Raw genomic sequence first — 20,241 nt, forward strand, 5'->3', positions numbered from 1 at the left:
GGCATCGAGCCAAAAATTATAACGCGAAGTGTGAGCAAGGGACCTGCAGCAATTCGCCAACGCTCCGGATCGGGATGCCCGCTTCGATGGAGGGTCTGCACCCGTCGCGCGATTCGTCTGTTGCAATCCGTATTGTCGCTGATCCGCGTCTGAGCGGAACGGGGCTGGAAAAATTCCGCTCCAATTTTCGCGGACGCCGTTGGAATCCCGCAACGGATCATCTCGCAGCACTGTGCCGCAAGCTGTAACGGATCGGCTGAGGTTTACAATTGGAAAACTGTTTCCGATAGAATGGCTGGGCTTGATCAGCCCGTTTCTCTCAAGGACTTTGCCTCTCAAACACGAACAATTCCAGATCGGATCGGTAATGCCGCGATTCGGCGGGTAGGGTTGAATTTACGACTGCCAGATTTTCATTGCGTTGGCGGGATTGTAAAGTTTGAGGATATCGACGAATGTTAATGCATATGCGACACACTCAGCCCGAACTTCAGTTTACCCACATGCTGCCCTACGGCGCCGTCATCGGCGATTCCGGAGTGCAATTCGTCGTCTTCAGCCGCAGCGCTACAGAAATGCGTTTGCTGCTTTACGATGACGTCAACGATACCGAGCCTGTCGAGATTCTGAACTTCGATCCGAACCAGAATCGATGGGGAGATATCTGGAGCATCTACGTTCCCGGATTGCAGCCCGGACAGCTGTATCACTTTCAAGCCACGGGGCCTCATGATCCGGCACGCGGGCTTCGCTTCGACGCCAACGCTCGATTGATCGACCCGTACGCCAAAGCGCTTGCGGGGACTTTCCAACCTTCAACGGATGGCATCATTCGTCCGCCTAAGTGCGTCGTTGTCGATGACCATTTTGATTGGGCCGGCGATCGCCACCTGAAGACCGACATTTCCGAAAGCGTCATCTATGAGATGCACGTACGTGGATTTACGAATCATGAATCCAGCGGAGTCGAACATCCCGGTTCCTACCTCGGCGTGATCGAGAAAATTCCTTATCTGAAATCGCTGGGCGTGACGGCTGTTGAACTGATGCCAGTTCACGAGTTTCCAATTCACGACGTCCAGGGGAACAAGCTCGAGCGGCCGAACTATTGGGGCTATGACTCGATGGCTTTCTTCGCGCCGCATCGCGGCTACGCGTGGGACAAAACGCCTGGTGCGCAGGTTACCGAGTTCAAGCAGATGGTGAAAGCGCTTCACGAAGCCGGCATCGAAGTCATCCTCGACGTGGTCTTCAATCACACTTGCGAAGGCAACGAAAACGGCCCGGTATTGAGCTTCAAGGGGCTCGAAAATCCGGTCTATTACATGTTGGAAAACGACGCTCGCTACTACAAAAACTATTCCGGCTGCGGCAACGCCGTCAACGGAAATCATCCGATCGTCCGGGAGATGATTTTTCACTGCTTGCGGCATTGGGTGCACAACTATCACATCGATGGATTCCGTTTCGATTTGGCATCCATTCTCAGTCGTGATCGCAGCGGAAATCTGGTTCCGAATCCTCCGTTGGTCGAAGCCATCGGCGAAGACCCGCTGTTGGCGGACACGAAAATTATCGCAGAGGCGTGGGACGCGGCGGGTGCCTATCAGGTGGGCTCGTTTGGCGACGATCGCTGGGCCGAGTGGAATGGGCGCTATCGCGATGATGCTCGTGGATATTGGCGTGGCGATGGTGGAACGCGTGGCGCGCTGGCGACTCGTTTGTCCGGATCGGCTGACCTCTATCAGCCTGGCGGCCGTCCTCCGTGTGCGAGTATCAACTTCATCACATCGCACGATGGCTTCACGATGAACGATCTGGTCAGCTATCGCGAGAAGCATAATCTGGCCAACGGTGAAGACAATCGCGATGGCGACAACAATAACCACAGTGAAAACTTTGGTGTCGAAGGCCCGACGGATCAGCCGATCATCGACGCTCTTCGATTGCGGCAAATCAAAAACATGCTCTCGACGTTGTTGCTGAGCCAGGGTGTTCCGATGCTGGTTGCCGGTGACGAGTTCCGGCGAACGCAAAAGGGCAACAATAACGCCTATTGTCAGGACAATGAAATTTCGTGGCTGAACTGGGCGCTGCAGGAGAAAAACACGGAGCTGATTCGGTTCGTTCGTGCGTTGATTCAATTCCGCAAAAATCAGCCTACCGTTCGGCGGCGAACTTTCCTGACAGGCGTTCCAAACAGCGTCGGCTGGGCCGATGTAAGCTGGTACAGCGCTCTCGGAACCGCGGTTGACTGGCACTCTTCGGAGCTGCCGATCATCTGTTTGCTTGCGGCTCCGACTCCGGAGGAAGATCCAACTGGCTGCGGACGCGATGTCCTGTTGATGTTGAATTCCAGCTCCGTCGGATGCCGATTCATGATTCCAGCAATCGCTCGCTCGCTGAAGTGGCAGATGTTCATGGACACGTCGCTGACGAGTCCCAAGGATATCTATCCGGATCTCAATGGCCCGCTGTTACCAGAAAGCGGAAGCTACACGTTGCCGCAAAAGTCGATGGCGGTTTACGTCGCGAACTAATCTGTCCAAACCGTCGCTGACAAACCGTAGAATTGAACTCCTTCAGGTGGAACGCATCACAATGTTGCAGCTGTTGGTTTCAGCATCAAAGTGTAGTTCTGCGTCGCCTGTTTTCAGCAGTCCGTACACGTCAGAGATCCGTTGTGCGACGTGGGTGTAGTCCGTTCCGTCTCGTGTTACGAACTCCTCGACGATCGCCCGAAGCGCCTCCGCAGAGACCTGAGTGTGCGGTATTTTCATGCGTTTGCTAGGCACGCAATTGAGAGTCAGGGAATTTCAGAATCGAACCGGGGGCTGTTTCGCTTCCGTCGGTGAGATAAAACTGCCCATCTCTGAAAGCCTGAGCCAATGCGGATTGGACGCTGGCTTCTGCGCGGACGACTTCCGCTCTTTTCTCCGTCACCAACGCACTCATTTCAGCCAGTCTCGCGCCGGCGTTGGCGCGTCGCATTTCGGCTCCTGCCCTCGCAACGCGAGTGTCGGCCTCAGCCTGTTCTGTTTGCAGTCGTGCACCGATGTTTCTTCCAACGTCAATCGACGCCACGTCGATCGAAACGATCTCATAAGCCGTGTTCGATTCGATTCCCTTTTCGAACACCTCCATGGAAATCCGATTAGGCGCTGAAAGGGCCTCGGTGTGCGAATCCATGGATCCGACAGTCGAAACGATTCCCTGACCGACACGAGCGACAATGGTTTCTTCGGTCGCACCACCGATCAACTGATCAAGATTCGTCCGGACGGTCACGCGAACCTGAATCAATAGCTCGACGCCGTTCTTGGCCACCGCGCTAAGACTGCGAGACGGATTCGAAGAATTTGGATCCGGACAGTCGATAACCTTGGGGAAAATACTCGTGCTGACAGCCTCGGACAGGTCTCTGCCTGAAAGATCGATTGCAGCTGCGCGATCAAAGTCCAAATCCAATCCAGCACGGTTTGCAGCGATGATGGCAAGGACAACCCGATTGACGTCTCCTCCGGCAAGGTAGTGTGCCTCCAACGCAGACGTGCTTGAGCGGGCGCCTTGCGAGATCGTCAGTCCCGCCTGGTTTGCCATGACTTGAGCATTGACGATTTGTGAAGCGTTAACGTTTCGCAAGCTCATCCCAATCAGGCTTACAATCGAAACGTCCGTGCCAGACATTTTCGCCTGAAGCCACAGTCCCCCATACTTTATCGCCAGCAGAACAGCGACCAACAGCATCGCTGATGTGAGCAAAGCAAGCGCGATGGTTAGCCAGTCAGGCAGGCCAAGGAAACCGACAAGGATGTTCGAAATCATACATCGCCGCCGGAAAGGGAATCGTGGGAAGGCAAACTTTCACTGCTCGAAGCACGTGATTCTCTTTTGATCTTTCGCTGCATTCGGACAAGCTTGTCACTGGCCGATCGCTTGATCTTTGGAAATGATTCGGGCATCGCGAGAATGGCTTTCAAGTCCAAAGTGGCCTCCTCCGGTTTGTTGGTCGCGGTGTAAGCCAACGCACGATTGAACATGGCCATCGCCAAAACGTCGCGTGGCGTTTCTGACGATGCGATGACGGCAGAGTAAATGTCGATGGCTTTGTCTGACTGGTTTTTATTTGCCAATGCCATTCCCTTTTCAACTTGAGCCAGTGTTCGACCTCGTGTCGTAAAACTGCTGGTGAACCGTTTGATAAAATTCATCGTTAAACCTTTGTCTCAGCAACAGGGTAGCTGTCCGCTCACATCGTCGGTGAGCGAGACTTTGATCGTGGCAGCAGACTCGCGCGAGACCGGGACGTCAATCAAAACGAGTATTTCAAACCGAAGCCGGCTTACGTGTATCCAGGCGTGTCGAAAAACTGAACCAATGCCTGCAAGAGAATCAGGCGCCTGTTGGTTACATTGGAAAGATCGTTGGCTGTGCCCGAAAAGTGTATTCGAACACTGGCGTGCGTCCTCATTGGCAAGATCAAAAGAGCTGTTCCGTGAAGACATCCAACGACGTCATTGTAGCAGTTGAAGTATCGTCGCACTGCCAAAGCCGGCGATTCCACCGTATTGCAGGCTTTTATTTGAACACTTCGCCCATTGACTCCGAAAGCGGTTGGGATAGACTTCCAGCGCCTTGCAGCCGATGACGTTTCGGTTTTCCTGCGGCAGCTATTTTCTTTTTTGCTTCGAACTTGCTGCTCGCACGCTGGCTACTCTGCTCCTCCGAAGCTTCGCAATCAGAACGTCGATGTTTTCACTGTTGCTGTCTCAGGCGAACTTTCCTGCGGATAGCATTCTTCTGACCTATCAGGAAGCAGGCCGATTCGATGACACAACAAACCCTTGAAGCCAGCACCCCGTGCTATCTCTTGAAGCATGGAAGCCAGCCAATTTCAGTACCGATCCACCCGGACGATCCGAACGCTAACTGTGTTTGTGTCTACGGGTTTTCGGACAAGCCCGTCTATGACCAGTTCGTAAAAACAGCCACGCGTTTGTTGACTCCCTACCCGTTGGTAAAAGGCTATCTCGCCAACCAACTCGCAACCGACAGCATTTCCGCCGACACCATTTCTGAAACTGAAACCGTTTTGCGGCGGCTGGTGGTTCTTGATGCAACAGATGAATCGCAAACAGTAGTGTTGGCAGCTTCTATGGCTTCGGTTCTGGCGGCACAACAGCAGGGAGCCAAACGAGTTTCGGTTGAGTATGAACTGACCTTCGATCCGTCAACGAAAAGTTATCGTTTTTCAAATACGGTTGCTGCAGCTGCGAACTGACTGCTGACCGGCAATGCAATTTGTCACAGATGCATGTGGCAACAAAACGACCGGTACTCGTAAAAAGCTTTTAACCACTATTTTTAATTCAGGAGATCAACGATGGGCGACAAAGGCGGAAGCAAAGACAAAGGCAAGAAGGAACAGCAAAAGAAAGCGAGACTGACTCCGAAGGAAAAACGGAAAGCGCAAAAAGAGAAGAAGAACAAATCCAATTCGGATTAAGGTCGTCGCTCAATCATTGCCGTCCACATATGGCAATCGTCGCGGTGAGAATCAGCCTGTCACGCAGCTTACATGACTAGGCCAAGTCCAACGGTTTCTGCCATGAAGACTTGAGCTTCGAAAGTGGTTCCGAGATCAAAGTCGTGTCGCCGCTGGTGATCGTGACCGAATCTCCATCGGTGACTTTTCCAAGCCGAACTACTGCGACGTTGTTCATCGCTGACTCGAAATCAGCCTGATTCTCAGGAGTCACCTCCACGACGAATCGACTATTGGACTCCGAGAAAAGACGAGCCAAATCGACGTTAGCGGCTTCCACTTCGATGCCAGCGACGTCGATTTCTGCTCCCAGACCTCCAGCAAACGCCATCTCGGCAACCGCTGCCGCAAGGCCGCCTTCACTAAGGTCGTGGCAGCTGCGAATCAATCCGGATTTGATCGCCGCGTGAGTCGCGTTGTACGTTGCGATCGCTCCGTCGATGTCGACTTGAGGAACGTTCCCACCAGACGTTTCGGAAACCAGCGACCAATGCGATCCACCAAGCTCATCTTTTGTCAGTCCGATCTGATACAGCAAGTTCCCAGGCGATTTCAGATCCATCGTCACACAAGTCGCCACGTCGTCGACCTGGCCCATCGCACTGATCAACAGCGTCGACGGAATCGAAATTGTGTGGCGGTCTCCGTCTTCACCGGTGTAGCTAAACTCGTTATGCAGCGAGTCCTTCCCCGAGATGAACGGAGTCTGAAACTTCACCGACAGATCGCGGCAGGCAAGTGCGGCTCGAACCAGCGAACCCAGCGTCGCCGGACGATCCGTGTGTCCCCAGCAAAAATTGTCCAGGATCGCAATGCGTTTCGGGTCGGCTCCAACAGCCACACAATTGCGAATCGCTTCGTCGATCGAACTGGCCGCCATGTGGTAAGGATCGTGGTCGCCAAAGTGTGGGTTCATGCCGTTTCCGATCACCAGTCCGCGGCGCGAATCGAGCACGGGTCGCACGACGGCAGCATCGCCAGGTCCATCATTGTCAGCACCGACCAGCGGTTTGATGACCGAGCCGCCCTGGACTTCGTGGTCGTACTGACGGATCACCCAATGCTTGCTGGCAACGTTCAGTGAACCCAAAATTGAACAGAGGTCTGCACCGAAATCGCGACCAGAACTGTCGAAAGCAAGTTCGGTTGCAGGTTTTGATTCGTAGATGGCTTCTCGGATCACAGGCGGGCGACCGTCGTGCAGGAACGCCATCGAAACATCGCTGACGACTTCGTCTTTGTACTTCAGTTTCAGATTGCCAGTCGGTTCGAATCGGCCGATAACCGTGGCTTCAACTGACTCCGCCGCACAGATGGCTTCGAATCGTTTCCAGTTCTCCTCCGGGACCGAGAACACCATCCGTTCCTGAGCTTCCGAGATCCAGATTTCGGTATACGAAAGGCCGTCGTACTTCAGTGGGACTTTGTCGAGCCAAACTTCGGCTCCGATGTCTTCGCCCATCTCCCCAACGGCACTTGAATAACCTCCGGCTCCGCAATCCGTGACCGCCGTGTAGAGCCCTTCGTCGCGGCACTTCAACAGCACGTCCATCGCCATCTTTTCGGTGATCGCGTTTCCAATTTGAACCGCGCCGCCGGAAGTAATGTCGCTTTCTTCCGTCAGTTCGGCCGAGCTAAACGTCGCGCCGTGGATTCCATCCCGCCCGGTTTTGCCACCGATGGAAACGATCAGATCATTCGGCTGCGGCTCCTTGAACGACATCTCTTTCGGCAAAATGCCCACATTGCCGCAGAATACTAGCGGATTGCCAACGTAGCGATCGTCGAAATAAACCGCTCCGTTGACCGTCGGGATGCCCATGCGGTTTCCGTAATCACGAACTCCGGAGACAACGCCCCGCATGATTCGACGTGGATGCATGACGCCCGGCGGAAGTTCTTCAAACGGCGTATCCGGATCGGCAAAGCAAAACACGTCCGTGTTGCAAACCGGTTTGGCTCCCATTCCGGTGCCCAGCGTATCGCGGATCACGCCGCCGATGCCCGTGTTGGCTCCACCGTAGGGTTCCAGAGCCGAAGGACGATTGTGCGTTTCGACTTTGAAAGCCACGTTGTACTGGTCGTCGAATTTGACGATGCCCGCGTTGTCCTTGAACACGCTGACGCACCAGTCATCGTCGCCCAGGTCTTCGCGGATCTGAACTGTCGCCGCGAAAATGGTCTCCTTGAGCATGTTGTCGAATTCGATCGTGCCGTTTTCGTCCTGATACTTGATGCGGCCGGCGAGCGTTTTGTGACTGCAGTGTTCGGACCATGTTTGGGCAACCGTTTCCAGCTCGACATCTGTCGGGTCACGATCAAGCGAAACGAAATGGGCCTGAATCGTTTTCATCTCGACCAGCGAGAGGCTCAGTTGCCATTCTTTGCTGATCGCAACGAGCGCATCGTCGTCAAGCTCGGCAATCTGGACCAGAGTTTTCTTGAATTCGTATTCCCGCCCAAGGTCCAGCCGGTCGAGCTGCAATGTGCCTTCGACGATGGTTTCAATCGAGTCGTTGCAGAGCAGTTTTTGAGTCAGCGTTTCGCGATGGGCGTCGTCGAGCGATGAGATCCAGTATTTCTTCACGGTGCGAACGGCAGAAGCGTCGAAGCCCAGCCCTTTGATCGCCCCGAGTGCACTTTCGGCTTGCGGGTCAGTGACTCCGGGAAGCGGCATGACATTGATCAGTCGATCGAAGCCGTTTGGAATTTCAGAGAGGACTTCGCTTCCTGCTTTGGCGACGACACAGTGCTCAACGACAGGTTCGACCAGCAGCCGGTTTGCGATTTCCTGCGCCTGTTCTTTGGAGATTGAACCCTGGACCAGGAAGGTACGGGCGGCTTTGATTTTCAGGTCGGCGGGCAACCCAAGGTCAGCAGCGTCAGCGAGGACGTCTTCGGCGAGTCGGTCCGGGATTCCGTCGGCCGGAAAGAGGTCGATTTGCCAGACGGACTGGTCGCCCGGCTGGGCTTCGGATGACGCGTCGGCAGAAGTTGCTGTGGGGACGTTTCGTGTGACAGTTTCAGACACTTGCAAGCTCAAAATGGAAACAGACGGACCGTTTCGAGCATTCTATCGGCTGTGAAAATGCTTCACAGGGGCAATGTGGTTGAAGGGGTGGAGGGCAATGTGGTTACTGGAGATTGGATGTCAGTTTGGTGCTGAAGATTGGGTGATGTCGCTTACGGGATTGATTGTCAGATTGGTCAATGAGATTGATTGTTTAACGGCAAGCCGTAGGCGACGGTGCCAATGGAGTGCGCAGTCGCCTACGGCTTGCCGTTAAACGATGCCAGTGGCGATGCGGTAACAATCCGGATGGCCGTTGAGCCCTATCGAGGCAACGAGGCGAAAATACTGCCGATGAGAGCCGCAGCCACGGACCAGCTCTATTCGACCGTCACGCTTTTCGCCAGGTTGCGAGGCTTGTCAACGTCGCAGCCACGCAGAACCGCGATGTGGTAGGACAACAACTGTAGCGGAATCGCAGAAACGATCGGCTGTAAGTACTCCACCGTTTGCGGAATGTAGATCACATCGTCGGCGACTTCCGCGATCCGCTCGTCGCCCTCGGCCGCAATCGCAATGACCGGGCCGCCGCGAGCCTTGATCTCTTCCAAATTCGACATCACCTTTTCGTAAATGAAGCCGTGAGGCATCACGAAAACGCTTGGCGTTTGCTCGTCCACCAACGCGATCGGCCCGTGCTTCATTTCTGCGGCTGGATAGCCTTCGGCGTGGATGTAGCTGATCTCTTTCAGCTTCAAAGCTCCTTCGAGCGCCGTTGGGAAATTGTAGTGACGACCAAGATACAGGAAGTTGTTGCAGTCCTTGTACTTCTCGGCGACTTCGCGGCACTTCGTGTTCGACTCAAGTGCCTTCTCGACCAGGTCAGGAACTTCCTTGATCCGCTCAATCATCGCGCGACCCTTGTTGTAGCTCAGGTGCCGCAAGCGACCGAGGTACAACGCCAACAAGGTCAACGCCAGGCACTGCGAAGAGTAAGCCTTCGTCGACGCGACTCCAATTTCCGGACCGGCGTGAAGGTAAATGCCACCGTCGGCTTCCTGAGCGATGCTGCTTCCGACCACGTTGCAGATCGCCATCGTCGGATGGCCTTTCCGCTTCATCTCACGAAGTGCGGCCAACGTATCCGCTGTTTCTCCGGACTGCGTGATCGCAAAGATCAGCGTCGATTCGTCCATCGGCGGATTGCGGTATCGAAGCTCGCTGGCGTATTCGACTTCGACCGGGATTTGAGCAATCTCTTCGATTAAATATTCGCCAACCATCGCGGAGTGCCAACTGGTGCCGCACGCGGTGAAGACGATTCGTTTGACTTTCAACAGATCCTGTGGCGTCAGATTCAAGCCACCGAAAACGGCCGTCGCCATGTCTTCAGACAGTCGCCCACGCATCGTGTTGCGAAGCGATTCCGGCTGCTCAAAAATCTCCTTGAGCATGTAGTGGTCGTAGTCCTTGAGTTCGACCTGATTCGATTCGACATCCAGTTCTTTGACATCGTGAGCCACGACGCCGGAATCTCGATGCGAAACCTGCAGCGAGTTCGCGGTCAGCACAGCGACCTGATGATCGGCGAGGTAGACGATTCGATCCGTGTAGCCAATCAGCGGTTGGGCATCACTGGCCAGGAAATGCTCGCCTTCGCCGACTCCGATTACCAGCGGGCTGCCGAGTCGCGCGGCAAAGATCGTTTCGGGTAAGTGGCTGAAGATGATCGCCAGACCGAACGTGCCACGCAGATGGGCAATGGCTTCTTTGATCGATTCGATTGCGATCTGGGTATCGTCTTTGTTTCCGTTGAGAGATCGGCGACGGTCGACGCATTGAGAAATGAGATGAGCGACGACTTCGCTGTCGGTGTCCGAAACGAACTCGTAGCCTTCTGTTTTAAGCTTCGAACGAAGCTCTGCGAAATTTTCGATCACGCCATTGTGGGCGATCGCCAGATTTTGAGCTCCGCCAATATGCGGATGGGCATTCGTCAGCGTTGCGGCACCATGAGTCGCCCAGCGGGTATGTCCGATTCCGATGCCAGCCGGGCACGGTGCGGCAGCGATCTCCTGAGCCAGCGTCGCAATTCGCCCGACTGATTTGGTTACGTTGAGTTTTTGTTTGCTGTCGATTGTCGCGGTTCCGGCGCTGTCGTAGCCCCGATACTCAAGCCGACGGAGGCCCTCAAGCAAAAAGTCCTGGGCAACGCGAGGTCCGATATAGCCGACAATTCCGCACATAATATTCTCGAAGGGTGGAGGTGATCCTGGTGCTACCAAATCGGCTCAACGGGCCGGTCTGGGGATGGAGGGGACACAATATTAGAAACAGATCGGCTATTTCGCCAGCCGATTCGATTTTGAGTCTGAAAATTCCGGTTTCAACCGCGTCGACGACAAAAAATCGCGTTATGGACTTTTGGTCAGACCTCTTCAGAGGCCGCCGCTTCCCGGTTCCACTTTACCAGATCGCTATAACGCAGGCCGAAACCGCCGAAGAGATCGAGTGCACTGCCGACCGTCACATCCAGCCTGCCCTGGCTGGCCGAATCAATTTGAAGCAAGTCATCCATGCAGGCAACGCCGCCGGCATAAGTCAGCTTTCGGTTCTCAAATCCTGACAGCAGCTCAACAAGCTCGCGATCCACGCCGTCGCATTTTCCTTCGACGTCGGCAGCGTGAACCAGGAATTCGCTGCAGTAAGGAGCCAGTCGTTCCAGCAGTTCGATCGAAACGTTGACATCAGTTACGGTCTGCCATCGATTGGTCGCCACACGCCAACCGCCTTCGGCGCGTCGGCAGCTCAAGTCAATCACGATTCGCGACGAACCGACTTCCTTGGCAAATGAGCGAACACGTTCCCAGTCCAGCGTCGGGCCATCGAACAGCCAGGACGTAACGATCACGTGGCTGGCTCCAGCCTCGATCCACGACTGGCCGTTTTCGATCGTGATTCCGCCACCGACTTGAAGACCACCGGGCCACTGCGAGAGTGCAGATCTGGCAGCGTCAGCATTGCCGGGACCAAGCATGATCACATGTCCGCCGACCAATTCGTCATCGCGAAACTTGGCGGCATACCACTGAGCCGGTTTCTCGGAGACAAAATTCTCCTGAAAGTCAGGCTGTTCAATTGTACTGCCAACGATTTGCTTGACCTTGCCGTGATGCAAATCGATGCAAGGTCGAAACCGGGATTTTGGGCGAGTCATGGCGCGAACCCGTCTTGAATAGGGAGACGGATATTGTAGCACCAATTGCCACGGTTTTGGAAAGGGGGTAGCGGCATCAACGAACCGCTGTGCGTTAAGTTGCTGGCTATTCGGTAGTTTGCATTGGCATCGTCGTTGCGATCGAAATGTTGGGAGCCAGCGGAGTTGCTGCATTGTTCCGGATCGGTTCAATCGATCGATTGAAGTATCGTCGGAACGTCACCAGCGCCGCCATTTCAGCAGAGCTGGCGATTTTCAGCTTTTCATAAGCCGTTCGGCGGTTCTTTTCGATCGTCTTGATCGACACCTCAAGGCGACGCGCCATCGACTTGTTGGGGACACCGTCAGTTGCCATCGAAACGATCGCCAGTTCGCGTTCCGACAGGTTCGCAAAGTAGCTTACCCGTTCCAGCATTCGGCACAGATTGGTCGACCACCAGATAGATTTTTCAATCGCATCAATGACGGCCTTTTGCGTATACGGATATTGGATGATCGAAACGGATTCGACCAGTTGAGGCAGGGATTCAGGACTGTCCGTTTCGGAATTGCAGCGATCAAGCACAACAATCGGCAACCACGGAAAACGCTTTCGAGTTTTGGCAACCCAATCTGGCACGTCGTCAGAGAGGGATTCAGCGCCCGCAATCATGCATACCGGAGTCATTTGATCGACGGCTCTATCAACCGCCGCCGCGCATTCGCTTTCGTGCTTCAGGCTGACAACTGTCAGACCATCGAGTGCCATGCGAACTGGTTCTTCCACCAGAAAGCGGACATTGTCTCCGCCAAGTAAAAACAGTTTCCCACTGTCAGATGTCTGTTGTCGCATGCTCATCCCAACTCGTTAATTACTTTGAAAGATGCGTTGAACAGAATTGCCGATGTTGCTATTGGTCCATTTCCCAAAGCACCTGTAACACCAGGGCAAACCTACTCGCCTCACCTAGTAATTGAAAAAAGGAAGCGGCAACGCAAAACAAACTGGAAAAAAAATGGCAGGCTCAATAACAGGCTGGTTGGATTCAGTTCGTCAGGGAAATGACGAAGCTGCGAAGAACATCTGGGACCGTTGGTTCGATCGACTTTGCGCAAGGGTTTCCCCGCATTCAGGCCATCTGCGGATACATGACAACGAAGATATCGCTTCAGATGCGTTTGCAGATTTCTTTCGCGCGCTGCGAGAAGGGAAATTTAGCGCGCTGCGAAACCGTTCCGAGATCTGGAAGCTTCTGGCAACCATCGCGGTTCGGAAATCGGCGGCAAGCTATCGATTCGAACAGGCCCAGCGCCGCGGCGGCGGGCAGAAGGTTTATTCGTTCGAAGAAATGAAGCAGCACTCGTCGGGAATGACGGCGCCACGAAAGCCGGTGACTTCGAACACGATCGAAGAGCTGATTCAGACCATCCGAATCAAGAATCCGATTTTGGCGCAGGTTGCCAGAATGAAGATTGAATGTCTCGACAATCAGGAGATCGCGAACGAGCTCAACTGCTCGGTTCGTCGGGTCCAATACATGGTGAAAGATCTGGAGAATGAAATTCTTGGTCGGAATTCGATTCTCGAGGCGTCGTAGCGAATCGACCTTAAAAAGTGCTGGCGCACAAAAAAAGCGGCAAGGCCCCTTTTTGGCTTCCTAGCCAACCCTTGCCGCCAAGCTTGCTCGTTGCTCCCCAGCACAAGCAAGCTGCGAAAGCATAGGTCGCTGGGGCAGCGAGTCAAAGGACTTTCCCGCAAAATGGCCACGAACAATCTCGCTCGATAAAAACCGGTGTTTGTCAGTTGGCTGCCGCAAACCCGGGGCTCTGAAAAGCCATTTCCGCGGCCCTCGCAGGCTCCGCTACCTCAATGTCCGTGTCCGCCGGAAAAACTGAAGGTGGATTCAACGCTTCAGGAACGGAAGAAACTGACCTAGGTGGAAAATTTCGCGTGGGTTAGATTTTACCGGCATACGCAACGTGCACGCCAGGAAGGCAATACCGCTACGGAGTATGCAATGAAGTTAAAGGAGTTGACCGTCGAGTTGTCAGGGAACGACAACGCCCGCGTCCGGTCTATAAATATCGGGCCGCTAACCGACGGTCTCAATTTTATCTACGGCGAACGTGGTGCCGGAAAATCAACGATTCGGAATCTCGTCAGCGATCTACTGCTCGATTCCTGCGAGCCAGGTGCACCGCAGCGCACTGCGGTTGGCTGCAATTCGATCGGAATCGTTATTGAATGTGAGTCCGGACGCTATCGGATCACTCGCGATGCGGCCGGAACGCTGAACTCGACCCGAATCGGCACCTCGAATGGATCTCGACTGTCCTACGATTCGGCGCATCATGCCGTTCAGCTAAATCACGATATCGCCGATACGATGTCCTTTGTCGCGTTCCGCAGTTCAAATCAGCGGCAGGAGCGACTTCATTCGACGCTGATGAATCGTTTCCACGTGCCACTCGGGCCCGACGCCGCGATGGAGAATCAGGAAACTCCTCACCTTCGCCAGCAGCGTTCCGACGCACATGAGCAAACAGAATTGCTGCGCAGCGAACTGGTGCGACTTCAATCGCAACGCGCATCCATTGAGTCCGAACCGGTTCAGTTTTCAGACATTGATTCCAGCGAACTTGATCGACAGGTCGCCAATCTGACCACGCGTTTGGCGGAACTTGATCCCAACCGGATTCGCCTTGAAATCGATTCGCTTCAGCAGGAAGCCTCGCGGTTGCGACTGGAAATTAGCAACGCAAATGCAACGACGACAGAAGTCGTCGAGAATCAGGAGCCCTCTCGCTATCTGGCGACACTGTATCTGCTGTTGGACGAAGTCGAGCAACAGATTCGCGAAGTTCGCGCCATCCAATCCAACGTTCAGCGTCATCGCGTTCGTCTGAAAGAAGAAATGGAGATGCGAAACAGCCTGACGGTCGATGAATCCAATCATCCGTATCATCGGGCTCGGGAAATTTTGCGTCAAATCGAGGGCCGAATCGACAACGCGGATACACGCGGTGATCAGTGGCTGGAAGACCACGGGACTGTCGACGCTCAACAGGTTTCCCGGTTTCTTGACGAAACATGCCGGTCCGTTCGCGACGATTTGCAGTCGCTTTGTGATGAGCTATCGAATCAATATCGCGAGCTTCGAAACCGTTCCGCGACCATCGAGCTTAAAGAGCTGCGCCACAACTTCACGCACCTGTCTGAGCTTATCCAGCAGATCCTTGGCCGACGAGAGGCTATTGTTCGCGAGATTCGAATCGCAGATCCGCCCGGCGGCGAAGCGATTGATCGGGCGGCACCAGATTTCTGTCAGCTCGCCGTGACGTCAGGCCACTTGATGGCTCGTCAAAAGTTCGTTGGCCCGGTTGTCGATTCAGCAGGTCTCCGCAAACCGGTCGTGACGCAGGACACGTCGCTGCAGCAACAGCAGCTTTCAGCGCTCGAGAACCGGCTGGCATCGTTGCAGTCGTCTCTGGGTATTGCGGATACCGAGTCCGTCAAGATCTCTCGTGAAATTGAAGAACTGAATTTGCGAAGGGCCAGTCTGTCGACTTTGTACCTGACGCAAAAGCACGAAAGAATTGCTCATGTCGACGAACAGATTCGCAGCACGGAATCGCGTCTGTTGGCATTGGCGGAGCGACTGCAGCAGTTGCCTCAGCGTATCGCGGCACCGCATACTTTGTTGGTCACCGCTGGCAATATCCTGCAACATTTGACCGGAGGAGACTATCTTCACGTCTGGCTTTCTGCGGACCGTGGCGTTTTCGAAGTCCGGGACCGTCAGCTGAAATCGCATCGGGTCGACGACATTCCGGAACGCGGACTTTCGCAATTGGTGCATCTGTCGCTGATCCTTGCGGCCAACGAAAGTGATCCGTCGCTGCGGACTCCACTGATTCTTGACGACCTGTTTGCTGATCTGCAAAGCACGCGAATCGATCGCACGCTGGATAGTTTGTCACGATGGAGCAGGCAGAATCTGCAGCAGGTCATTGTGCTGACTCAGCATCGTTTCCTTTCCGATCGCCTGCCCGACGTTTCGGTCTGGGAGATTGAGCCCGAATCGAATTCTGCACATTGGCGACCAGCCACTCAGGAAACGTTGAGCCATATCGACGGTGTGGCTCCGACCAGGGTCGAGGAGATACAGTCCTGGGGGCAGCAGGAAGCAGAAGTTTACGTTGGCGAGTCAGTCGCCGAGTACCCGCGCAGCCCTTTGCCACGTCCGTATCCGCTATCCAAGTATCCACGTACCAGCGATCGTGACCGATCCGGCGAACTTGAACAGTTTGAGCAGTACGAGGTGTTTGCTCCGCATGAGTTTTCGACTCGAGTTGTCGCGTCCAGCCAGATTGGCTCAGTGCCCATCGATCCGATTCGCAAAGCGGCCGTCGTTTCGCCATCGGTTGTTGGCGATCCCTTGAACGTTGCGTCCATCAATGAGTCGACTCGAATTGATTCGATTTCGCTATTCGACAGCGTTCAGCTGCGATGTCTTTCTGACTGCAACGTCAACACTGTCGGCGAGTTCCTGATGCTGGATTCCGAGATGGACGACGCTGAATTTGTCGCGTGCTATCTGACGGGCGAATCACTGGAGCATCTACAGGCTTCTGCATGGCTGATGAGTTGGGTGCCCGGACTTTCGGCAAACGATGCTCAGGCACTTGTCGCTTGCGGCATCCTCGATCCAGAACATTTGCTGACTTCCAACATCGACACGCTGTTCGAGCGAGTGTCCCGATTCCTGCGGTCTCCCGATGGGCGTCGTTTCGGTTCCTCAAATCGATCGCTTGACCGGGAAACGGTTCAAACGTGGCAGGAGCGTTTGCGAAACAACCGCAACTATCGACATCAAAGCCGTCCGCGTTCGTCGTCAAGGCGTTCTGGTGTCCGGCGCCATGCGTTGCGTGCCTGGAGTCCAGGTGATCGCTCGAATTCACGTTCCAATGAACGGGCTTACAGTGACCAATCGGATCGCGAGCGTTCTCCGATTCGCAAGACGAACGAACGGGAAGCAATGCCCGCAAGAAGCCCCCGGATGCGGACGCCTGAACCCCGAGAGCCTCGCAAACCTGTTCCTCCACTTGCTCCTCGCGAAAGACGCAGTCCGCGGAAGCCGGATGCAGTTCGGCACTCTTCGGGACGGCAGTCGTTGACGGCTCGAGACAACGCTCGATCCGCGGTTGCGAGCGATTCGAGGAACTCTCGCGACGGAAACACTGCGAGTCGCGCCAGCGAAACGGACAGTTCAAAATCCAGCAAGACAACGGATTCGCCAAAGCTTCGGTTCTATCTTGATTTGACCGACCATATTGAGGCGGCTCCATCGATCGGGCCAAAGACGGGATCTCGCTTTGAAGCCATCGGTGTTCACACGATCGCGGACTTTCTGAAGATCACTGCGGAATCTCTCGCCGAGAAGCTGAACTACAAACGGCTTAGTGCAAAAGTGATTCGCCAATACCAGAATCAAACGCGTCTGGTGTGTCGAATCCCGAACCTTCGTGGTCACGATGCGCAACTGTTGGTTGGCTGCGGAATTTTCGAAGCAGAAGAACTGGCATCGATGCGACCGGAAACGCTGTTTGCGAAAATCGCTCCGTTCTCGGATACCAAAGAAGGGCTGAAGATCATTCGCAATGGTAAGAAGCCTGATTTGGCAGAAGTCACGGACTGGATTTCGTTCGCCCAGCACAATCGATCGCTGCAGGCAGCATAGGTGGCGGCATAAAAAATGACCGGTCACCCAAGAGGCGACCAGTCATCATTTTGTTTCTGCCTAAAAGGGAGACTTAGTTGTCTTCTTCAGGAGCAACGTCAGTAGACTCAGCGGCTGCTGGAGGCTCGACGACATCCGAAGTAACGGTGCCGGCGTCCGAAGGAGATGACTGAACTGTCTCTCCAGTTTCAAGAATTGTTTCGCCTGAAACGATCGCGCCATCAACTGGAAGCGACTCAGTAGTCACAACAGTTCCTTCAACAGGAACTCCGTACTGCATTGCAGGAGCAGCCATGACAGTTCCGCCACAGCAGCTGCTCATTGGAGCAGAGATGACAGGAGCGCTCATCACTGGAGCCGAAACAACGGCAGGTGCAGGAGCTGGAGCCGTAGCAACGCCACCACAGCAAGGAGCTGGTGCTGGTGCCGGAGCTGGTGTGCCACAGCAAGGAGCTGGAGCAGGTGCAGGTGCTGGAGTGCCACAGCATGGAGCTGGAGCAGGAGCTGGTGCCGCGCAACATGGTGCAGGAGCTGGTGCTGGAGCGCAACAGGCTGCGTTACGTCGACCCAATACTCGACCTTTGAAAAGCTGAGCCGTCGCGGCTTCGCTAGCCATGCTGACGACGGCGACGACTGTAAATACAGACAGTAGAACTCGATTTTTTGACACGTGTTGGACTCCCAAAATCGGTTTAAGTCACCCGGATCTATATGGTGACGAAGAATCCGCTCCGGTCGGGTCTGACCAGGCGGTAGAAATTCAACCCCTCAGCGTGACGCATAGTTGTGTAAACTTCAAGCAGCCAACAAGGTTTTTTCCGGGACTTCGAGGCAATTTGAACAGCAAGCGCCCTGAGCGGCGTTTTCGTGCGTCAAAAGCGCATAAACTATTGACGCGGTCTGTGAGCTGTTTGATAAAAGACGGAATAACGCCCATTTTCGACAGGAATCTCTGCTTGAACACCACCGCTCTGAAGATTGAAATCGCCGACCAACAGCAGCTGAAGGTCAATTTCGATCCGCTGATAAAGATCGCGTCAGCGATTCTCGACGACCACGGGGTTTCGAAAGGCGAACTGAGTATCGCGCTGGTCGATGACCCGACCATCCGGGAGCTTAACAATCAGTACCTGCAACACGATTGGGAAACCGACGTCATCAGTTTCGTGCTGGACGAGGGCGAAGGTTGGCTGGCTGGTCAGTTGATCGTCAGTACCGATACGGCGATGCGGATCGCGAAAGAAGTCGGCTCGACGGTGGAAGCCGAGTTGGCTTTGTATGTGGCCCATGGAACGCTGCACCTTGTCGGGTTCGACGACCTCGACGAAAATTCCGCAATCGAAATGAAGGCTGCGGAGAAAGAGTATCTGCAGTTGTTCTCTATCGAATGCATTAATCGAGAGGCGTGAGCTTGCTGTACGCTTGGCTAACATTCGCAGGACTCGCAATCACGACGCTGGCTTCGACCGCCAATCGTTGTCTGTACGACATCGCGTGGCACGAGCTGGAAATGCTCTGTCAAAAGTACAAACGCGAAGAGCTCTTCGGGCGTATCCTCGACTTGCGCGAACAGCTTGAGTTCGGCGTTGGAATTTTGCAGGCTGTCGCCATCTCGCTGACCGCCTGTTTCGCTTACATCTGGCTGATGGGAGACATGTCGACCGCCGGTGTTTCGACGTTCAACATGGCGTGCCTGTTCATACTGGTTTCGTTTGCCCTCGTCGCCTGCTCAGTTTGGATCCCGTGGGCCGTTGCGAAAATTGGCGCCGAAAAGTATCTGTATTTTACGTGGCGTTGGTGGTGGCTGGTTTCTGTCGCTTCCTGGCCGTTGCTGATCGGAGGAAAGTTTGTCGGCACGGTGTTTCAACGCGCAAGTGGTACTGAAGATGACGAGGAAGATGAAGAGGATGCGTTTGAAGAAGAAATCCTGTCGATTCTTAGCGAGGCAGAAAATGATGGAGTCGTGGAGGCGGAACGCGCCGACATGATCGAGGGCGTGATGGACCTTGATGACTTTGATATCACCAAGGTCATGACGCCGCGTTCGCGAATCGATGCTTTGGACGTCTCAAGTTCCTGGGAGAAGATGTTGAAGTTCGCTGTCGATTCAGGGCGGACTCGAATCCCGGTCTTTGAGGAGAAAATCGACAACGTGCTGGGCGTGCTGTTTGTGAAGGACTTGCTGAGCGAGTCGCTGCGGAATGAGAACAAACGTCGCCCGCTACGGAAACTGTTACGCGAACCGATTTTGGCGCCCGCAGCAACCAAGCTGGACGAAATGTTGAAGACTTTCCTCGCGGGTCGCATGCACATGGCGGTCGTGACCGATGAGTACGGTGGTTTGGCGGGAGTCGTTACGATTGAGGATATTCTCGAAGAGATCGTCGGTGAAATCGAAGATGAAACGGACAGTGCGCCTCCTCAACCGTTCAAAGTCATCAACATAAATGAGGCCGAAATTGCTGCTGAGCTTCCGATCGACGAACTCAATGAAAAACTGGGCCTGACGTTGCCGGAAGAAGAGGAGTACGCGACGGTTGGCGGTCTGCTGATGGCCCAGAACAATCGGATTCCCCGCGTCGGTCACGAAATAGAAATCGACGAGATCAAGTTCATCATTCTCGAAGCCAACCGCCGATCTATCCGACGGGTTCGAGTCGTGACGCCCACTGAGTGACCCGAAGGATGACCAACCCTGTCACACCGTTTGGGATTTGTTGACCATTCTGATGAGATCACTCTTCGTTTG

At 54.4% G+C, this 20,241-nt stretch carries 16 protein-coding genes; 8 read left to right on the top strand and 8 right to left on the bottom strand.

Annotation, left to right across the window (positions count from 1 at the left end):
• Window positions 1-461 precede the first annotated feature (461 nt).
• The gene (glgX, locus tag MFFC18_RS04405; protein WP_075081898.1) at window positions 462-2,540 is read left to right on the top strand and encodes a glycogen debranching protein GlgX; all 2,079 of its coding nucleotides are present in this window, start codon (window positions 462-464) and stop codon (window positions 2,538-2,540) included.
• A gap of 42 nt (window positions 2,541-2,582) precedes the next feature.
• Here glgX and MFFC18_RS04410 read toward each other — a convergent pair whose 3' ends face one another.
• Genes MFFC18_RS04410 through MFFC18_RS04420 form a run of 3 tightly spaced genes read right to left on the bottom strand, consistent with a single transcriptional unit; the run spans window position 2,583 to window position 4,211 of the window.
• Window positions 2,583-2,780 (bottom strand): YheU family protein, encoded by a 198-nt coding sequence (locus MFFC18_RS04410; protein ID WP_075081897.1) that lies wholly within the window; start codon window positions 2,778-2,780, stop codon window positions 2,583-2,585.
• Between the two features lie 7 nt (window positions 2,781-2,787).
• Window positions 2,788-3,825 carry a flotillin-like FloA family protein gene (locus tag MFFC18_RS04415; RefSeq protein WP_075081896.1) on the bottom strand — a complete coding sequence of 346 codons (1,038 nt, stop codon included), beginning with the start codon at window positions 3,823-3,825 and terminating at the stop codon, window positions 2,788-2,790.
• Entirely contained in the window at window positions 3,822-4,211 is a 390-nt protein-coding gene (locus MFFC18_RS04420) for a tetratricopeptide repeat protein (protein WP_075081895.1), read from the bottom strand. The genes MFFC18_RS04415 and MFFC18_RS04420 overlap by 4 nt, the downstream gene beginning before the upstream one ends.
• A gap of 617 nt (window positions 4,212-4,828) precedes the next feature.
• Between MFFC18_RS04420 and MFFC18_RS04425 the strand changes: the two genes are divergently transcribed.
• Both MFFC18_RS04425 and MFFC18_RS25625 read left to right on the top strand, forming a co-directional pair.
• A complete protein-coding gene (locus MFFC18_RS04425) occupies window positions 4,829-5,281 on the top strand; it encodes a hypothetical protein (protein ID WP_148618640.1) in 453 nt (150 codons plus the stop codon).
• A gap of 102 nt (window positions 5,282-5,383) precedes the next feature.
• Window positions 5,384-5,506: a hypothetical protein gene (locus tag MFFC18_RS25625; protein WP_261340506.1), complete on the top strand. Its 123-nt coding sequence runs from the start codon at window positions 5,384-5,386 to the stop codon at window positions 5,504-5,506.
• A gap of 76 nt (window positions 5,507-5,582) precedes the next feature.
• Here MFFC18_RS25625 and purL read toward each other — a convergent pair whose 3' ends face one another.
• The 4 genes from purL to MFFC18_RS04445 all read right to left on the bottom strand — a co-directional run bounded on the left by purL (window position 5,583) and on the right by MFFC18_RS04445 (window position 12,610).
• Window positions 5,583-8,486 carry a phosphoribosylformylglycinamidine synthase subunit PurL gene (gene purL / locus MFFC18_RS04430; RefSeq protein WP_075081992.1) on the bottom strand — a complete coding sequence of 968 codons (2,904 nt, stop codon included), beginning with the start codon at window positions 8,484-8,486 and terminating at the stop codon, window positions 5,583-5,585.
• Window positions 8,487-8,935: 449 nt separating this feature from the next.
• Window positions 8,936-10,801 carry a glutamine--fructose-6-phosphate transaminase (isomerizing) gene (glmS, locus tag MFFC18_RS04435; RefSeq protein ID WP_075081891.1) on the bottom strand — a complete coding sequence of 622 codons (1,866 nt, stop codon included), beginning with the start codon at window positions 10,799-10,801 and terminating at the stop codon, window positions 8,936-8,938.
• A 182-nt stretch (window positions 10,802-10,983) separates the two neighbouring features.
• Complete coding sequence (gene hisA / locus MFFC18_RS04440) at window positions 10,984-11,772, bottom strand: phosphoribosylformimino-5-aminoimidazole carboxamide ribotide isomerase (RefSeq protein ID WP_075081890.1); 789 nt, start codon at window positions 11,770-11,772, stop codon at window positions 10,984-10,986.
• Window positions 11,773-11,878: 106 nt separating this feature from the next.
• Window positions 11,879-12,610: a LuxR family transcriptional regulator gene (locus tag MFFC18_RS04445; RefSeq protein WP_075081889.1), complete on the bottom strand. Its 732-nt coding sequence runs from the start codon at window positions 12,608-12,610 to the stop codon at window positions 11,879-11,881.
• 157 nt (window positions 12,611-12,767) lie between these two features.
• On the opposite strand from MFFC18_RS04445, the gene MFFC18_RS04450 reads away from it, so the two are divergent.
• Window positions 12,768-13,349 (top strand): ECF-type sigma factor, encoded by a 582-nt coding sequence (locus MFFC18_RS04450; RefSeq protein ID WP_148618641.1) that lies wholly within the window; start codon window positions 12,768-12,770, stop codon window positions 13,347-13,349.
• A 420-nt stretch (window positions 13,350-13,769) separates the two neighbouring features.
• Window positions 13,770-17,492, top strand: a complete 3,723-nt coding sequence (locus MFFC18_RS04455) for a DUF4332 domain-containing protein (RefSeq protein WP_075081887.1) — start codon at window positions 13,770-13,772, stop codon at window positions 17,490-17,492.
• 73 nt (window positions 17,493-17,565) lie between these two features.
• Here MFFC18_RS04455 and MFFC18_RS24785 read toward each other — a convergent pair whose 3' ends face one another.
• Window positions 17,566-17,787 carry a hypothetical protein gene (locus MFFC18_RS24785; RefSeq protein ID WP_084416726.1) on the bottom strand — a complete coding sequence of 74 codons (222 nt, stop codon included), beginning with the start codon at window positions 17,785-17,787 and terminating at the stop codon, window positions 17,566-17,568.
• A gap of 122 nt (window positions 17,788-17,909) precedes the next feature.
• Between MFFC18_RS24785 and MFFC18_RS25215 the strand changes: the two genes are divergently transcribed.
• The 3 genes from MFFC18_RS25215 (at window position 17,910) to MFFC18_RS04470 (ending at window position 20,169) form a co-directional block, all read left to right on the top strand.
• A complete protein-coding gene (locus tag MFFC18_RS25215) occupies window positions 17,910-18,077 on the top strand; it encodes a hypothetical protein (RefSeq protein ID WP_157664998.1) in 168 nt (55 codons plus the stop codon).
• A gap of 371 nt (window positions 18,078-18,448) precedes the next feature.
• The gene (gene ybeY / locus MFFC18_RS24790) at window positions 18,449-18,901 is read left to right on the top strand and encodes an rRNA maturation RNase YbeY (protein ID WP_157664997.1); all 453 of its coding nucleotides are present in this window, start codon (window positions 18,449-18,451) and stop codon (window positions 18,899-18,901) included.
• The gene (locus MFFC18_RS04470) at window positions 18,898-20,169 is read left to right on the top strand and encodes a hemolysin family protein (protein WP_075081885.1); all 1,272 of its coding nucleotides are present in this window, start codon (window positions 18,898-18,900) and stop codon (window positions 20,167-20,169) included. Before ybeY ends, MFFC18_RS04470 begins: the two co-directional genes overlap by 4 nt.
• Window positions 20,170-20,241 lie beyond the last annotated feature (72 nt).

Source organism: Mariniblastus fucicola (assembly GCF_008087665.1).
GTDB lineage: Bacteria > Planctomycetota > Planctomycetia > Pirellulales > Pirellulaceae > Mariniblastus > Mariniblastus fucicola.

What these genes read in the sequence shown, in the direction of transcription:
- MFFC18_RS04410 (WP_075081897.1), bottom strand. Translation starts at nt 2,780, where the DNA reads ATGAAAATACCGCACACTCAGGTCTCTGCGGAGGCGCTTCGGGCGATC.
- MFFC18_RS04415 (WP_075081896.1), bottom strand. Translation starts at nt 3,825, where the DNA reads ATGATTTCGAACATCCTTGTCGGTTTCCTTGGCCTGCCTGACTGGCTA.
- hisA (WP_075081890.1), bottom strand. Translation starts at nt 11,772, where the DNA reads ATGACTCGCCCAAAATCCCGGTTTCGACCTTGCATCGATTTGCATCAC.
- MFFC18_RS04420 (WP_075081895.1), bottom strand. Translation starts at nt 4,211, where the DNA reads ATGAATTTTATCAAACGGTTCACCAGCAGTTTTACGACACGAGGTCGA.
- MFFC18_RS25625 (WP_261340506.1), top strand. Translation starts at nt 5,384, where the DNA reads ATGGGCGACAAAGGCGGAAGCAAAGACAAAGGCAAGAAGGAACAGCAA.
- MFFC18_RS04445 (WP_075081889.1), bottom strand. Translation starts at nt 12,610, where the DNA reads ATGAGCATGCGACAACAGACATCTGACAGTGGGAAACTGTTTTTACTT.
- MFFC18_RS04450 (WP_148618641.1), top strand. Translation starts at nt 12,768, where the DNA reads ATGGCAGGCTCAATAACAGGCTGGTTGGATTCAGTTCGTCAGGGAAAT.
- glmS (WP_075081891.1), bottom strand. Translation starts at nt 10,801, where the DNA reads ATGTGCGGAATTGTCGGCTATATCGGACCTCGCGTTGCCCAGGACTTT.
- MFFC18_RS04455 (WP_075081887.1), top strand. Translation starts at nt 13,770, where the DNA reads ATGAAGTTAAAGGAGTTGACCGTCGAGTTGTCAGGGAACGACAACGCC.
- glgX (WP_075081898.1), top strand. Translation starts at nt 462, where the DNA reads ATGCATATGCGACACACTCAGCCCGAACTTCAGTTTACCCACATGCTG.
- MFFC18_RS24785 (WP_084416726.1), bottom strand. Translation starts at nt 17,787, where the DNA reads ATGGCTGCTCCTGCAATGCAGTACGGAGTTCCTGTTGAAGGAACTGTT.
- MFFC18_RS04425 (WP_148618640.1), top strand. Translation starts at nt 4,829, where the DNA reads ATGACACAACAAACCCTTGAAGCCAGCACCCCGTGCTATCTCTTGAAG.